The organism is Scrofimicrobium sp. R131 (assembly GCF_040256745.1).
In the GTDB taxonomy this organism is placed as follows: Bacteria; Actinomycetota; Actinomycetes; order Actinomycetales; family Actinomycetaceae; genus Scrofimicrobium; species Scrofimicrobium appendicitidis.
The window spans coordinates 262,680-277,554 of the sequence record NZ_CP138335.1; the positions used below are offsets into that span (position 1 = coordinate 262,680).

General features: G+C 65.1%; 17 protein-coding genes. 12 read left to right on the forward strand and 5 right to left on the reverse strand.

The genetic code is table 11. The features are described 5' to 3' along the window. Positions 1-21 precede the first annotated feature (21 nt). Entirely contained in the window at positions 22-1,002 is a 981-nt protein-coding gene (locus tag SAC06_RS01300; protein ID WP_350258416.1) for an NUDIX hydrolase, read from the forward strand. Here SAC06_RS01300 and SAC06_RS01305 read toward each other — a convergent pair. The 3 genes from SAC06_RS01305 to SAC06_RS01315 are packed head-to-tail and all read right to left on the reverse strand — an operon-like array spanning position 999 to position 3,098. After that, the gene (locus SAC06_RS01305) at positions 999-1,406 is read right to left on the reverse strand and encodes a septum formation family protein (protein WP_350258417.1); all 408 of its coding nucleotides are present in this window, start codon (positions 1,404-1,406) and stop codon (positions 999-1,001) included. The genes SAC06_RS01300 and SAC06_RS01305 overlap by 4 nt on opposite strands. Next, the gene (locus SAC06_RS01310; protein ID WP_350258418.1) at positions 1,403-2,464 is read right to left on the reverse strand and encodes an inorganic phosphate transporter; all 1,062 of its coding nucleotides are present in this window, start codon (positions 2,462-2,464) and stop codon (positions 1,403-1,405) included. The genes SAC06_RS01305 and SAC06_RS01310 overlap by 4 nt, the downstream gene beginning before the upstream one ends. Before the next feature lie 4 nt (positions 2,465-2,468). Further along, positions 2,469-3,098, reverse strand: a complete 630-nt coding sequence (locus tag SAC06_RS01315; RefSeq protein WP_350258419.1) for a DUF47 domain-containing protein — start codon at positions 3,096-3,098, stop codon at positions 2,469-2,471. A gap of 268 nt (positions 3,099-3,366) precedes the next feature. On the opposite strand from SAC06_RS01315, the gene SAC06_RS01320 reads away from it, so the two are divergent. The 10 genes from SAC06_RS01320 (at position 3,367) to SAC06_RS01365 (ending at position 12,654) form a co-directional block, all read left to right on the forward strand. Next, positions 3,367-5,199: a phosphoenolpyruvate carboxykinase (GTP) gene (locus SAC06_RS01320; RefSeq protein WP_350258420.1), complete on the forward strand. Its 1,833-nt coding sequence runs from the start codon at positions 3,367-3,369 to the stop codon at positions 5,197-5,199. Positions 5,200-5,300: 101 nt separating this feature from the next. Next, complete coding sequence (locus SAC06_RS01325) at positions 5,301-6,275, forward strand: MoxR family ATPase (protein ID WP_350258421.1); 975 nt, start codon at positions 5,301-5,303, stop codon at positions 6,273-6,275. Next, on the forward strand, positions 6,276-7,109 hold the full coding sequence (locus SAC06_RS01330) for a DUF58 domain-containing protein (protein ID WP_350258422.1): 834 nt from the start codon (positions 6,276-6,278) through the stop codon (positions 7,107-7,109). Next, positions 7,102-7,533, forward strand: coding sequence for a hypothetical protein (locus tag SAC06_RS01335; RefSeq protein ID WP_350258423.1), 432 nt, complete (start codon positions 7,102-7,104; stop codon positions 7,531-7,533). Before SAC06_RS01330 ends, SAC06_RS01335 begins: the two co-directional genes overlap by 8 nt. Further along, positions 7,530-8,537, forward strand: a complete 1,008-nt coding sequence (locus SAC06_RS01340; RefSeq protein ID WP_350258424.1) for a VWA domain-containing protein — start codon at positions 7,530-7,532, stop codon at positions 8,535-8,537. Before SAC06_RS01335 ends, SAC06_RS01340 begins: the two co-directional genes overlap by 4 nt. Next, on the forward strand, positions 8,534-9,463 hold the full coding sequence (locus tag SAC06_RS01345) for a vWA domain-containing protein (protein WP_350258425.1): 930 nt from the start codon (positions 8,534-8,536) through the stop codon (positions 9,461-9,463). The genes SAC06_RS01340 and SAC06_RS01345 overlap by 4 nt, the downstream gene beginning before the upstream one ends. Then, positions 9,453-10,160: a hypothetical protein gene (locus tag SAC06_RS01350; protein WP_350258426.1), complete on the forward strand. Its 708-nt coding sequence runs from the start codon at positions 9,453-9,455 to the stop codon at positions 10,158-10,160. Before SAC06_RS01345 ends, SAC06_RS01350 begins: the two co-directional genes overlap by 11 nt. A gap of 156 nt (positions 10,161-10,316) precedes the next feature. Then, positions 10,317-10,865 carry an NADPH-dependent FMN reductase gene (locus SAC06_RS01355; protein WP_350258427.1) on the forward strand — a complete coding sequence of 183 codons (549 nt, stop codon included), beginning with the start codon at positions 10,317-10,319 and terminating at the stop codon, positions 10,863-10,865. A 105-nt stretch (positions 10,866-10,970) separates the two neighbouring features. Further along, positions 10,971-12,308, forward strand: coding sequence for an NADP-specific glutamate dehydrogenase (gene gdhA, locus SAC06_RS01360; protein ID WP_350258428.1), 1,338 nt, complete (start codon positions 10,971-10,973; stop codon positions 12,306-12,308). Then, on the forward strand, positions 12,298-12,654 hold the full coding sequence (locus SAC06_RS01365; protein WP_350258429.1) for a sterol carrier family protein: 357 nt from the start codon (positions 12,298-12,300) through the stop codon (positions 12,652-12,654). Before gdhA ends, SAC06_RS01365 begins: the two co-directional genes overlap by 11 nt. Here SAC06_RS01365 and SAC06_RS01370 read toward each other — a convergent pair. Further along, entirely contained in the window at positions 12,645-12,905 is a 261-nt protein-coding gene (locus SAC06_RS01370; RefSeq protein ID WP_350258430.1) for a DUF4235 domain-containing protein, read from the reverse strand. The two genes, SAC06_RS01365 and SAC06_RS01370, sit on opposite strands and share 10 nt — an antisense overlap. 75 nt (positions 12,906-12,980) lie before the next feature. Here SAC06_RS01370 and SAC06_RS01375 point away from each other — a divergent pair, with 75 nt between their 5' ends. Next, positions 12,981-13,550 carry a hypothetical protein gene (locus SAC06_RS01375; RefSeq protein WP_350258431.1) on the forward strand — a complete coding sequence of 190 codons (570 nt, stop codon included), beginning with the start codon at positions 12,981-12,983 and terminating at the stop codon, positions 13,548-13,550. On the opposite strand, the gene SAC06_RS01380 is transcribed toward SAC06_RS01375, so the two are convergent. Then, the gene (locus SAC06_RS01380) at positions 13,551-14,864 is read right to left on the reverse strand and encodes a DUF4921 family protein (RefSeq protein ID WP_350258432.1); all 1,314 of its coding nucleotides are present in this window, start codon (positions 14,862-14,864) and stop codon (positions 13,551-13,553) included. Positions 14,865-14,875: the final 11 nt, after the last annotated feature.

The window sequence follows — 14,875 nt, forward strand, 5'->3', positions numbered from 1 at the left end:
GTAAGGGTGGTACCACGTCCTATGGCTCTCCCTCAACGCCTAATCCGATCGGCCGGCGCGCTCGTCTGGCGTCCCGTTGGCGACCTGCCAGAGCCCGGGACTCCGCTTGGCCCCAACGACATTCAGGTGCTCCTGGTCCACCGGCCGCGCTATCGCGACTGGTCCTGGCCCAAAGGCAAGGCTGAGCTAAACGAGCCGTTGGCCCAGACCGCGGTCCGGGAAGTGGAAGAGGAAACCGGCGAGCTCGTCTACCTCCAAAAGCCGCTGACCCTGCAGCGGTACCGGCTCGGTTCGGGGCAGACCAAAGAGGTGCACTACTGGGCGGCTCAGGCCCTCGGCCCGGACCCGGCCAAGGCGGCTCGGCCCCCGGTGGAGCGGGCCCCCAGCAAAGAGATCGACCAGGCCCGCTGGTGCCGGCCCTCGAAAGCACGCCAGATCCTGACCCGGCGCGGCGATCGCCGCCTGCTGACCGAGTTGCTCCAGCACGGGGCCCGGGGTGAGCTGACCTCGTCAACCGTGATTCTGCTGCGCCACGCCAAGGCCCGCTCGCGGAAGAAATGGGAGGGCAGTGAAGCCGACCGTCCCCTCACCCGCCTGGGTGGGATGCAGGCGCTGGATTTGCCCCCGCTGCTGTCGGCGTTCGGGGCGAACCACCTGATTTCTTCCCCCTGGCTCCGGTGTCGCCAAACGGTGGGACCCTACGCCGAGCTGACGCGCCTCCCGATCCACACGGACGACGTGTTGACCGAGGATGCGGATCCGCGCGGAGCCACCGAGCTGATGCGTTCATTGCTGGCCGAACGGACCGGGGTGCACGTCGTCTCCCTGCATCGCCCGGGCCTGCCGGCGCTACTCCAGCCGCTGCTGGAGGGGGGTTTGCGCTCCCCGGGGGTCGAGGAGGGTCTCCGGACGGCAGAAATGTTTGTCGCTCACGTGTCCCACGGTGATCAGCCCCGGGTGCTGGACCTGGAGCGGCACATTCCCTACACCTATTTGACCTAGCGGGCTGAACCTCGGACGGAGCCGATCAGACTTTCGCCGGTGGTGGAGCGGACGACGCAGAGGATCTCCCGGTCGCCGCGCTTTTCCCACGTGTTCTTGGTGGGTAGGAGCGGAACCAGGTCGTAAATGGACGAGGCGACCGGCACCCCGACGTAGAGGGCGAACGCCGCCGCGCAGGACCCCTGCGCTTGCTGCTCCAGGGCCGCTTCACCCGGGTAGGGGCCGTCCTCAGCCCGATAGGAGCCCACCACCTCGCCGCTGTGCGACTGCTCGCACGAGATGACGCGGACGTGGTCCGCGCTGGGATTGGTTAGGCAGTCACCCACCTCAATGGTGGGAGCCGAGCTGCAGCCCCCGAGCGCCACCGCGCCCAGGCCGGCTGCAACTAGCGGACGGATTCTCAACCGGGAATCACCGTGTGGAACAGGAAGAACATGATCCCGGCGACCAGCGCTGCCGCCGGCAGAGTCAGGAACCAGGCCACCACGATGTTTCCGGCCACGTTCCACCGGACGGCGGACCAGCGCTTGGTTGCGCCGGCACCGAGGATAGCCGAGGTGATCGTCTGGGTGGTGGAGATGGGCGCGTGTGCCCCAAACGCGGCAATGTACAGCACCGCGGCGGAGACGCCCTCAGCCACAAACCCGCGGGCCGGGTCCAGGTCGATGATTCGGCGACCCAAGGTCCGCATGATCCGCCAGCCACCCGAGTAGGTTCCCAGCGAAATAGCGGCCGCGGCGGACAGCTTCACCCAGAGCGGGATCTGCATGTCGCCGGTGACCGGGTCGAAGATGTTGTGGGTTTCGCCGTAGCCGCCGGCCAGCAGCGCCATCACGATCACACCCATGGTCTTCTGCGCATCCTGCAGGCCGTGGCCGAGCGCCATCGCGGCGGCCGAGACGGTCTGGGCGTAGCGGAAGCGGCGCATGGTCCGCTGGAACGGGCGGTTAGCCAGCCAGCGCATGATCCCCTTCATGATCAGGAAGGCGGCCACGAAGCCAATCACCGGGGACACCACCATCGGGATCACCACGTGATCGAGGATGCCCGTCCACTGGACCTGGGTGGCCGAGGCCAAGCCCGCGCCCACCAAGCCGCCGATCAGGGCGTGAGAGGAAGACGAGGGCATCCCGAACCACCAGGTGATGTAGTTCCAGGTGACTGCCCCCACCAGGGCGGCCAGGACGATAATCAGCCCCATTCGCTGGATGCTGACGTCGGTCGAATTGGAGTACTGGTAGATATCGATGATGCCTTCACCGATGGTTTTCGCCACTTCGGTCCCCAGCAGGGCGCCGACCACGTTCATCACCGCGGCCATGGCCAGGGCGACGCGGGGGGTCAGGGCCCGGGTGGAGACGGAGGTAGCGATAGCGTTGGCCGCGTCGTGAAACCCGTTGGTGTAGTCAAATAGCAGGGCAATCGCAATGACGACGACGACCAAAACGAGGTTGAGGTCCACTGGTTTAGGACTCCTTCACCGCGATGGACTCGATCGCGTTGCCGAGGTCCTCAAACTTGTCGGTGCACTTCTCGAGCACCTCCACCACGTCCTTGAGCTTGATGACCGTAATCGGGTCAATGCCGGTGTCGAACAGGTGCTTGAGGGTGCGCCGGTAGGCCTTGTCGCCGTCGTTCTCCAGGCGGTTGATCTCAACCCAGTATTCCCGCATGTCCTGCGGACGCTTCAGGTTCGGCATGTTCTCGGCGGTGAGGAACGCGCACTGGTTTAGCACCTGCATCTGGGCCTGGAGCAGCGAGAAGACCGGCTCGGGGATGTCGTGCAGGTTGTAGAGGACCAGCAGGTCACCCGCCTCGTCGAGCAGGTCCATGCAGTCATCCAGCAGTGAGGCCAGGGCTTGGAGATCTTCCCGGTCAAACGGCGTGATGAACGACTGGTTCAGTTTGCGGATAATCGAGTGGTTCAGGTTGTCTGCCTCGTGTTCTACCTCGTGCAGACGATCCCTGAGTAGGTACCGTTCTTCCTCCGGAGCATTGAACAGGGTGGTCAACAGGTCGACCGCCGTCACCAACTGGCTAGCCTGCGCCTTGAGGATCTCGAAAAACGAGGGGCCCCGATCTTTTGTCTTTCCCACTGGTAGTCCTCCATTTGCGTTGCGGGCGCAACCAGACTATGGCACAACAGGCAAATCGCACAATCAGAAAGACCGTTGTCACGTTTTGCAGTAAAACGTCCTAGGCCCAACCGCATAGGTGCTTCCCCGCGGGATCCGCACTGTGGTCGATCAGGCGCCGTACCTGGGACTAAGGGTAGGTGCAATTGGTCTCAAGCCACGCGATAATAGAACGGCTAGCGCGGGAGGGTTTCCCGCACGAATATGTCCCTCAGGAGGCAAGCAACTAATGTCCGTAACTGAACAGGATGTGCGCGCGGCCGCGCCGTCAAACGCTCCGGAAGACGTGATCACTTGGGTGGCTGAAATTGCCGCTCTGACCCAGCCAGACCGGATCGAATTCGCCGATGGCTCCGACGCCGAATGGGACCGCCTCACTTCTGAAATGGTCGACAGCGGCATGTTCATCCGGCTGAACCCGGAGAAGCGCCCCAACAGCTTCCTGGCCCGCTCGCTGCCCTCTGACGTGGCGCGCGTTGAATCCCGCACCTACATCTGCTGCGAGAACCCCGAGGATGCCGGCCCCACCAACAACTGGGCCGATCCGAAGGAAATGAAAGAGATCCTGCACGAGCGGTTCACCGGCTCGATGAAGGGTCGGACCATGTACGTGATCCCGTTCTCGATGGGACCCGTGGGCGGCCCGATCTCCCAGCTCGGAATCGAAATCACCGATTCCCCCTACGTGGTGGTCAACATGCGGATCATGACCCGCATTGGCACCCCGGCCATGGACCTGATTGCCGAAGGCAAGCCCTGGGTTCCCGCCGTTCACTCCGTCGGCGCTCCGCTGGCCGAAGGCGAAACTGACGCCGTCTGGCCCTGCAACGACGAAAAGTACATCACCCACTTCCCCGAGACCAATGAAATTTGGTCCTACGGCTCGGGCTACGGCGGCAACGCGCTGCTGGGCAAGAAGTGCTATGCCCTGCGCATCGCCTCGACCATGGCGCGGGACAACGACTGGATGGCTGAGCACATGCTCATCCTGCGCATGACCGATGAGAAGTCCGGCAAGGACTACCACATCACCGCCGCCTTCCCGTCCGCCTGTGGCAAGACCAACCTGGCCATGCTGCAGCCGACCATCCCCGGCTACAAGATCTCCACCGTGGGCGACGACATTGCCTGGATGCGTCCGGGCCCCGACGGCCGCCTCTACGCGATCAACCCGGAAGCCGGCTTCTTCGGGGTCGCGCCGGGCACCTCCTACGACACCAACCCGATGGCCATGGAAACCATGAAGGCCAACACCATCTTCACCAACGTCGCGCTGACCGACGACGGTGACGTCTGGTGGGAAGGGATCGACGGCGAGGTTCCGGCTCACCTGATCGACTGGCACGGCAACGACTGGACTCCCGAGTCCGGCACCGCGGCCGCCCACCCGAACAGCCGCTTCACCACCCCGGCCTCGCAGTGCCCGATTATCTCGGAAGACTGGGAAGCCCCGCAGGGCGTGCCGGTCGACGCGATCCTGTTCGGTGGCCGCCGCGCCACCAACGTGCCGCTCGTGGCCGAAGCCTACGACCAGGAGCACGGCGTCTTCGTCGGTGCCACCGTCGCTTCCGAGGTGACCGCCGCGGCGCTGGACGCCAAGGTCGGCTCGCTGCGTCACGACCCGTTCGCGATGCTGCCCTTCTGCGGCTACAACATGGCCGACTACTGGGGTCACTGGATCAAGATGGGCAAGCTGCTGGGCGACAAGTTCCCGACCGTGTACCAGGTCAACTGGTTCCGCAAGGACGAGAACGGCAAGTTCCTGTGGCCGGGCTACGGCGACAACTCCCGCGTGCTGGACTGGATCGTCCGTCGTCGCGCGGGCGAGGTCGAAGCGGTCGACGGCGTGACCGGGCGCTACCCCAAGTTCGAGGACTTCAACATCGACGGCCTGGAGGGCTTCACCAAGGAAGATTGGGACAAGCTCTACACCATCGATCCGGAAGCTTGGGCGGCTGAGACTGAGGATTCGGCCGAGTACTTCAAGCAGTTCGGCGACAAGGTCCCCGCTGGCATCTACACCCAGCTGGACAAGCTGCGTGAGCGGATCGCCAACGCCTAGTTGTTGACGACTGGCCCCACCCGCACCGGCCAAACCGGCCACCCGGGTGGGGCCTTTCCACGTCCGCGGTTAGGATAGGGGAGACAACCAAGGAGGACGCAATGAGCTACCTCACACCGGAGGAGACGGCGACAGCCACAGACTTGATCGGCCGAATCCGGCAGATCTTTGCCCAGCGGATCGTGGGGCAGCTTGAACTGCGCGACTCCCTCACCGCGGCCCTGATGGCCGGGGGACACATCCTGATTGAGTCGGTGCCCGGCCTGGCCAAAACCACGGCCGCCCACACTCTTGCCCAGGCCGTCTCCGGCAGTTTCCGGCGGATCCAATGCACCCCGGACCTGATGCCGAACGACATCATTGGGACCCAGATTTACCTGCCGACCACGGGTCGTTTCGAGACCCAGCTGGGGCCGGTCCACGCCAACTTCGTCCTGCTCGACGAGATCAACCGATCCTCGGCCAAAACCCAGTCCGCAATGCTGGAAGCGATGCAGGAGCGCCAAACCACGATTGGCGGCGAGCACTTCCCGCTCCCCGACGTTTTCATGGTGATGGCCACCCAGAACCCGATCGAGGAAGAGGGCACCTATGTGCTGCCCGAAGCCCAGATGGACCGCTTTCTGATGAAGGTAGTAATCTCCTACCCGACCCCGGCCGAGGAGATGAGCATCCTGCAGCGGGTGGGGGAGGAACCAGAGTTGAACGACCCCCTGACCCTGGCCGAGGTGGAGCAGTTGCAGGAGCTGACCTCGCGCGTGTTCGTCCACGACTCGATCAAGTCCTACATCGTCGACCTGGTCAATACCACCCGCGGCTCCGGCCCGGCCCCGCTGCCCGGCTTCACCCACCACGTCCGGTTGGGCGCCTCGCCGCGCGGAGCCATCGCGCTGCAGCAGGTCGCCAAGGCCCACGCGCTGCAGCTGGGCCGCTCCTACGTGGTTCCCGACGACGTGAAAGCCCTGCGCTACTCGGTGCTCCGGCACCGCCTGATCCGCACCTGGGACGCCGTGGCTGACGACGTTTCGGTTGAGGGGCTGATCGACGCGGTGTTCAACGCGGTCCCGGTGCCCTAAGTGCTGCACGACTACGGCAAACTCGTCTCCCTTCCCGTCCAGCGTCGCCTGCTGACGCAACTGGCCGGGATGCACCGGGGTGCGCGGGCCGGGACCTCCCACGAGTTCCTGGAGATGGACGAGTACAAAGTGGGCGACGACGTCGGCGACATTGACTGGAAAGCCACGGCCCGCCACAACCAGCCCGTGGTGAAGCAGTTCGAAGCGACCGCGATCCTCTCCGCCTACCTGCTGCTCGACGCCGGCGCCAACATGGCGGCCGCGGCCAGCCTGACCGAAACGAAGAAGCAGGTGGCGCTCGAGTTCGTCACCGCCATCTGCTGGCTGATGCGCGGCGACCACCTGGGCTTGGTTTTGGGCAACCAGGCGGAGGTGCGGGCGGTTCCCGCTCGCTCCGGCACGGCCCACTCCCAGCAAATCCTGCGCCTGGCCGAGCGCGCCCAGGTGAGCGGTCCCGCCGCTAACCTGGACCGGCTGCTGCGCTACCCGCTCCCGCACCGGTCTATGGTGCTGCTGGTCACCGACGCCTACCAGCTGAACGAGTCGACCGCGCTGGCGCTTCGTCGGCTCCAGGCTCGCCACTCGGTGTTCGTCTTCCTGGTGGCAGATCTGGACCCGACCGAGGCCGGACCGGGTCCGGTTCGCGACGTGGGCGGCGCCCTGATCCCCCAGTTTGCCCAAACCAACCCGACCGTTGCCTACCAGTGGGCCAACCTGAACCGCGCTCGCCTCCAGTGGGTCGAACAGGTTCTCAACTCGGTCCCCCACGCCACCGCCGCCAGTCGGGCCGAAGTGCTGCCCGCCCTGCTAGAGCTCTTCGATCGCCATGCGTGAGCCGATTCTGTATCCGAACTGGGTCTGGGTCATCTCCGTGACCCTGGTGGTGGTGTCGCTGGCAGTGACGCTCGCTCTGTTGGTGGCCTATCGCCGCTCTCAGGTGCGTCCCGAACTGGTCTTGCGCTCGCTGGACCAGCGGGTGCGTGAGCGCTATCTGCGCCAGATTGCCGAGGTGGAGGCCGGCCACCTGGGGGCGCGAGAGGCCCACCTGGCCCTGTCGGCCCTGATCCGGGCGGCCGCCTCGGAGCGCCTTCGAGCCAACGTGGAGGCCATGACCGTGGCTGAAGTTCAAGCGGTGGGCTGGCCCGCTCTGACGGAGGCGTTGCGCTGGTGCGAACCCCCGTCCTTTGGGGCCGTGGAGCCGCCCGCCCAACTGATTGAAACCGGTTTGACCCTGGCCCGGCGGGTGGTGGAGCAATGAGATACCCGTGGCTGACAGCCCTGATCCTGGTGGCGGCCGGAGCGCTGCTGGCGTGGCAGTTGGCGCGCCGGTCCGAGGCGACCCGGACCTGGTTGGCCAACAGCGCCACCCTGTTTGCCCTCCCGTCGTTCCGCACCCAGCAGCGGCGCTATCGGGTGCTGATGGGATCTGCCGCGGGCGCGGTGCTGGCCGCCGTCTGTGCCAGCGCCGTCCTGGCGGGGGCACCGGTCGATCGCCGGGTGGAGAATCCGGCTTTGGCCCGCCGGGACCTGGTCCTCTGCTTGGACGCCTCCGGCTCGATGCTGCCCTACGACGGTCAGATCCTGGATCACATGCGCGAGGTGTCCGCCCACTTTTCCGGGGAGCGGATGGCCCTGCAAATGTGGTCGGCCCAGACCGTGGTCAAATTTTCCCTCACCGATGACTACCAGCTGATTGACGACGTCCTGGCCGAGGCAGCCGGGGTGATTCGGCGCGGCTACATGGGGGAAGAGGGCGAGTACGTCCTGGTCTCCAACGAGCTGTTCGACTACCTGCACGGGGTGGATGCGCCCGACGGGGAGGAGATTGCCTCCCTGGTGGGAGACGGGCTGGCTTCCTGCGTGCTCGGGTTTGACCACCGGGATCAGGAACGCTCCCGAACGGTGATTCTGGTGACCGACAACGAGGTCCAGGGACCCCAGATTTACACGTTGGAACAGGCCGTCAAGTTCGCCACCGACCAGGATGTGCAGATCATTGCGCTCTATCCATCCCCCGACGGTGCGCTCACCTCGGAAGGGGAGGCGCTGCGCTCCCTGGTGGAGGGCGCGGGCGGAACGTTCTATCAGGCGGACGATCCCGGCTCCGTGGAAGGAATCGTGGCTGACATCCAGGCGCAGCAACTGGTCGAAGCCGAAGGTCGCAACCGGGTGGTGGAAACTGATCGACCCCGAACGGCTGCCCTCTGGTTGGCCGGCAGCTCGCTGCTGCTGCTCGCGCTGCTGGCTTGGAGGCGCCTATGATCTTCCAACCGCTGGTGAGCCCCGTTGTCCTGGTCCTGTTTGCGGTGCTGTGGGTGGCCCTCACCCTGCTGACCGTGCGGGCCCGGGCCCCGCGTCGCCTCGCCCTGGGGGCGCTGATCGGGCTGATCCTGGCCGGTCCTTCCATCCCCGGGGAGGAACTGGAGATGACCAGCAACGTGGAGATTTACCTGGCGGTGGATCGGACCGGGTCGATGGCCGCCGAGGATTGGGAGGACGGACAGCCGCGTCTGGCCGGGGTGGCCCGGGACATTGTCGAGCTGGTCGACGACACCGCGGGCGCGCGGTATGCCATTTTGACCTGGGATTCCACCGCCCGGTTGGAGTTGCCGGTGACGACCGACTCCTCCGCAGTGGACAGCTTCGCCCAGGTGCTCCACCAGGAGTTGGCCGAGTTTTCCGCCGGCTCGTCCCTGAGCCGTCCGGCCGACCTGCTGCTGGCCACGCTGGCGGATGCGGCCGAGTCTCGCCCGGAGAACAAGCGGTTCCTGGTGGTGTTCACCGACGGGGAAGAGACGGACCCGGAAGATTTTTCCCCCGCCTGGGCACAGATTGCGAACCTGATTGACGGGGGTGCGGTGCTGGGTTACGGGACCGAGGGCGGCGGCCCGATGCGGACCTACCCGGACGGGGAGTACATCACCGACGAGGAGGGAAACCAGGAACTGTCGTATTTGGACCCCGCCACGCTGGAACAGTTAGCCGACACCCTCGGGGTCCCGCTGCTGCTGAACCCAACGTCGCTGGACCAGTTGGATTTCATGGCTGAGGCCCAGCAGATTCAAGACGAACGGAACCAGCAGCAGACCTACCGCTACCTGGTTTGGCCCCTGGCGCTCGGGGCCGGGGTCCTGCTGCTGTTTAAACTGCGGGTGCTGGCGCGCGATTGGAGGGCCAATGTCCGATAGTCCGCTGCCACCGTTTGGGGCACTCCCGCGGCCCACCCCGGGCCCGCGTCCCCCGCGGAACCGGCGCTACCTGCGTGCCCTGTGGATTCTCTCCCCCCTGCTGGTGCTGGCACTAGGAGCGGGGCTGGCTGGGTTGGCGCTGCAGGCAACCGCGGCCTGGGCGCGCAGCCAGGGCGACTGGGACCGGGCGGAGGCCATCTACTCGCACCAGCCGCTGTGGGTAGGCCGCTACAACGAAGGGACCGCGCTGCTGCACCAGGGCCGTTCCGAAGAGGCGATCGACCGGCTCGCACTGGCCTTTGATCAGGTGCCCCGGGCTCTCCCGGACGCGGATGGGCGGATCCAGGCCTACACCTACGAGTGTCAGGTCCGGCTCAATTTGGCGGCGGGCTGGGATCAACTGGCCGCCACCCAAAGTGGGGACGAGGCGGAGGCGAGCACCCGGCAGGGCCAGAACTGGGCGGAGCCGTGCCAGGATCCCCAGTCCAGCAGTTCGGAGGACGAGTCGGATCGGCCCAGCGAGGGAGAGTCGGGTGCGGATCAACCCGAGCCGGCCCCGGCCGATCCCTTCGAGGGGGAGACCCCGGAAGAGCAGGCTCGGCGCGAGGAACTTGAGCAACGCAACCAGGAGCAGCAGGAGCGGGAACGCGAGAAAGAAGAGTCGCAGAATCGGGACCGGTCCCCCCGCGGCTGGTGAGCGTGACCGACTGATCACTCACTCCGAAAAACGGTGCGGTGGCGCCACTTTGAGGCCTTGAATCCGAGGGTGAGACCGGTCGCGGGCACCTCCGGTCCGGCGGGTGGAAACCAAGTGAGGGTAACCTAAGACCACCGTCTAACCTAGGAGGACCAATTGGCAAAGACAGTTGCGGTACTAGTGGGCTCAGTTGACCCCGACTCCCTGAATCGGCGCCTGGCGAAGGCCATGATGAAGGGGGCGCCCGACTCGTTGGAGTTTGTCGAGGTGCCGATCGCCCAGTTGCCGTTCTACATGTCGGCCTACGACACCGCCCCCACCCCGGAGGGTCAGCAGGCGCGGGAGATTGTTTCCCGGGCCGACGGTGTTCTTCTGATCACTCCCGAGTACAACCGGTCGATGCCGGCGGTGCTGAAGAACGCGATCGACTGGCTGTCGCGCCCCAAGGGACACAGCGCCTTTGCCGGGAAGCCGGTTTTGATTGCGGGTGCCACCGGCGGCGCCATTGGCACCGCGGTGGCGCAGTCCCAGGCCCGGTCGATCCTGCCAATGATGGGCGCCATCGTCATGGGAACCCCGGAATTGTACCTGACGCTGCAGAAGGGCGATTTTGCGACCGACGGCACGGCCAAAACCCCGGGAACCCAGGACTTTCTGACTAGTGCCATGGCCGATTTTGCTGCCTTCATTGCACGACTCGGCTAAATCTTCACCTTGAAGCGGTCACCCTGTGAAATGGGGGTTCTGCGCGGGGGACCATTTTGCAACAATGAACGCCGTTAGACGAATGAATCGAGTTGAGGAGCACTAGTGAACGAAAAAGTGCAGGCAGTCTATGAAGAGGTTCTCCGGAGAAACCCCGGCGAACCCGAATTTGCCCAAGCAGTGCACGAAGTCCTGGAAAGCCTCAGCCCGGTCATAGATCGTCACCCCGACTACGCCGAGTACGCTCTGCTGGAGCGACTGGTGGAGCCGGAACGGCAGATTCTCTTCCGCGTCCCCTGGGTCAATGACAACGGGGAAGTGAAGGTGAACCGCGGCTACCGCGTCGAGTTCAACTCGGTGCTCGGACCGTACAAGGGTGGGCTTCGCTTCCACCGGTCGGTCAACCGCAACATCGTGAAGTTCCTTGGGTTTGAACAGATCTTCAAGAACGCCCTCACCGGGCGGGGCCTTGGAGCTGGCAAGGGTGGGTCCGACTTCGACCCGCACGGCAAGTCCGACAACGAAGTGATGCGTTTCTGTCAGGCGTTTATGACCGAGCTGTCGCGTCATATTGGGGCCATGACCGACGTTCCCGCCGGAGACATCGGGGTCGGCGCCCGCGAAATTGGCTACCTGTTCGGGCAGTATCGCCGCCTGACCAACCGCTACGACACCGGCGTCTTGACCGGGAAGGGCCTGGATTGGGGCGGCTCCCTGGGCCGGAAGGAAGCCACCGGTTACGGTGAGGTTTACTTCGCCCGGGACATGATGGCCACCCGCGGTCAGGACCTGGAAGGCAAAGTTGTGACCGTGTCCGGCTCCGGTAACGTTGCGATTTACGCGATCGAAAAGGCGCAGGCCTTTGGCGCCAAGCCCGTCACCTTCTCTGACTCTTCCGGGTGGGTGTACGACGAGGACGGAATCGACCTGGATCTGCTCAAGGAAATCAAAGAAGTCCGTCGCGGCCGGGTGGCCGACTACGTGGCCGCTCGCCCGAGTGCGGTCCTGAACACCGAGGGTCGGCCCTGGCAGGTGCCCTGCGACGTGGCCCTCCCGAGCGCCACGCAAAACGAACTGGACGAGCAGGACGCCATCGCCCTGGTCAAGAACGGCTGCCAGGTGGTAGCGGAGGGCGCCAACATGCCCTCCACTCCCGACGCCATTGAGATCTTCCAGGAAGCCGACATTCTGTACGGCCCCGGGAAGGCAGCCAACGCCGGTGGCGTGGCGGTGTCCGCCCTGGAAATGCAACAGAACGCTTCGCGCGCTAACTGGACCTTCGAACGGGTTGAGGACGAGCTGGCGCAGATCATGGTCGACATTCACGAGACCTGCCTGGCCACCGCCGAAGAGTACGGTCAGCCGGGCGACTACGTCCTGGGCGCCAACGCCGCCGGCTTCATGCGGGTGGCTGACGCCATGAAGGAACAGGGTGTCATCTAAAGTAGATCCAACTCGGGGGCGGGCCGCACTCACTGCCTGGGCAGCTGGGGCCGACGTGCCCGCCTCCGAGCAAATCTGGGCGGTGCGCTACTCGCTGGAATGCCTGACGAAACTGCACCCCGGGCGGGCGCTGGAAGTTAGGGTGCCCCCGGCGGGCGCCACCCAGATCCTAGGCGGCACCACTCACCGACGCGGGACCCCTCCCGCCGTGGTGGAGATGAACATGGCCACCTGGCTGGACCTGTGTGTGGGGCGAACGGACTGGGAGAGCGCCAGCGAGCGGGTGGACGCCTCGGGCCAACGGGCCAACCTGGCGCCCTACCTGCCGCTCACCGGTTACTTCTGACCGAACGGGTGCGCCGCGATGTAGCTGTTGGTCTTGCGCATAGCGAACTGGCGCGCCCAGGAGGCGGCCATCGCGGTCACCCCGGCAAACACCACGACCTTCAGCACCGAGTTGTCATCCTCCTCGGTTGGCGGCTGCTGGCCGGTGGCCAGTTTCCACGCTAGGTCCACCGCTTTGGTGACGGCAAAAGCCGCGGCGGCGGCCACGATGGTGGTGGCGATCTTCTCTTTGATCTCTGTGTTCAGTTTCAAGATTTCTCCCTTCCAGTACTACCATCATGCCGCATCTTCGGGCCCGAAGGTATGATGACAGAAAAGGGGGAGAACTTGTCGCGATTAGCACGGGCAGCCACGGTGCTGCTGGTCCTCAGCCTAGCCGGGTGCACGTCTTCAACGGGCGAGTTTCGGCTGGAGCGCCAATCACTGTGGGTTACCTCCGAAATTCCGGTGGCCGAGTGGGAAACCACCACCGAAGCGCCCCCGCCCGAACAGGAAAACTGGGTCCGGCTCGACGGGTCGACCGGCACCCCCTACGGCACCGACTACACCTGCCTGCTGGCGAACCAATCCTGGTTTAGCGCCAACCGCCTCCCCGTGCCCGCCACCAAAGAGGACGCGGACAAGTACCGGTCCGAGGGTGCGGTCAAGACCGAGTCGGCCCTCTACCCCTGGCGAACTGTCAACAACCTGGGAACCGAGAGCTCCTGGGTGGTGGTGCCCGGCACCTGTGAGAGTCGAACTGTCTCAGTCCAGGCGGCCGGCGAACTGGGCGAAGAGTTTGTCGAGCACCTGCTCACCCCCGAGGGGCAAACCCAAATGGCCGAGGCGGGGCTGGCCTATCCGCTGACCGGACCGGTACCCGCAGACGTCGAGCGGATCGCACCCAAACCCGAGTAGCTACTCCAGGTCGGCGGCGCTCACGCGGCACTCGTCCCCGATCCGGATCGGGGCAATCTTGCCTTCGTCGCGCAGCTCCTTCAGGCGCGCGACCGTGCGGGCCTGCACCTGCCACGGGTCGATGGTGTTCAGGTAAATCCTGGTTCCACCTTCAAACCCGGCCAGGGTCGAGATCCGCCACTTGAGCAGGATCCGCCAGCGGACCGGCGTGACGGTGGTCGGGGGCCGGTGGTACCACTCCTCATTGGAGGGAACTTCCGCCCCGGTGGCGGCGTGGACGGCGTGCAAAATGTCGGAGACCCCGCGCAGCTGCTCCTCGCTGGCCTCCCACGGGTCCACCGGCTTTCCCAGCGGCCAGATCGCCACCGTCGGATACCGGTGGCCAAACCCGGCCAGCGCAATCGCGTAGTCGTTCTGGGCAATCAGCAGTTGGCGGGTTGCCCCCACCTGCAAGATGTCGGCGTAGATGGACGGGTGTTGGCGGATCCGGTCGATCTCGGCCACCGTCTGCACCGACTTCTGGTCGATCGCCACCAGCTGTTTGTGCAGGTGGTCAAAGGAGGCGCCCGCGGGCTTCAGCCAGTTCTGGAACGCCACCACGTACTTCACGGCAGGATTCAGCTGGTATAGGTCCTGCATGGCCCGCACGGTCATCTGCAGGTACTGGAAGTGTTCCTCCGGGGTGAGGGTCCCGGACCCGGCCAACTGGGAAGCGTCAGTCGCTCCGTCGGCGTAGTGGCGCCGCGCCACGATCACGTCGTGACCCCCGGAGAAGAATCCGTTCGCGTACTTCAGTTTCTCCGACTCGCTCATCCGGTCGAAGTCTTCCGCGCTGACCCCAGACGCCAGGATCCGGGCCTTGACCACGCTCATGACGTGCTCGTATCCGGTCGAGGAAGCCAGGTACTGGGCCATCCGCCGGTGGGCTGCTTCCGAGGGGGTGTGGTTGTGGTTCAGCATCCAGTATGAGAACGAAACGATCTCAAACAGGTTTGGGATCCGGCGAAACTCGGCGGTGGTTTGAAACAGTTCGTCCGCCGAGAGCGCTTGCAGCGTCTTCCACCGACCGTCCTCCAGTACCAGCCGGGATTTCTCCGGCGGCGTCTCCAGGTAGCGGTTCTGGCAAAAGGCGCACCAGGAGTTCTCCTGCGCGTAGTCGATTGGGTCCGGGGCTGGAAGGGACGAGGGGAGCGGACGGTCACCTCGCCCGGGGACGGTCCAGACCTCGGTGCCGGACAGCAAATTGGTCTGTTTTACAGTCCCGTCAGCCATCCGAACTATTGCTTCGTTGCGATAGTTGTCGCTCAAATCCATGCCTCTAGCCT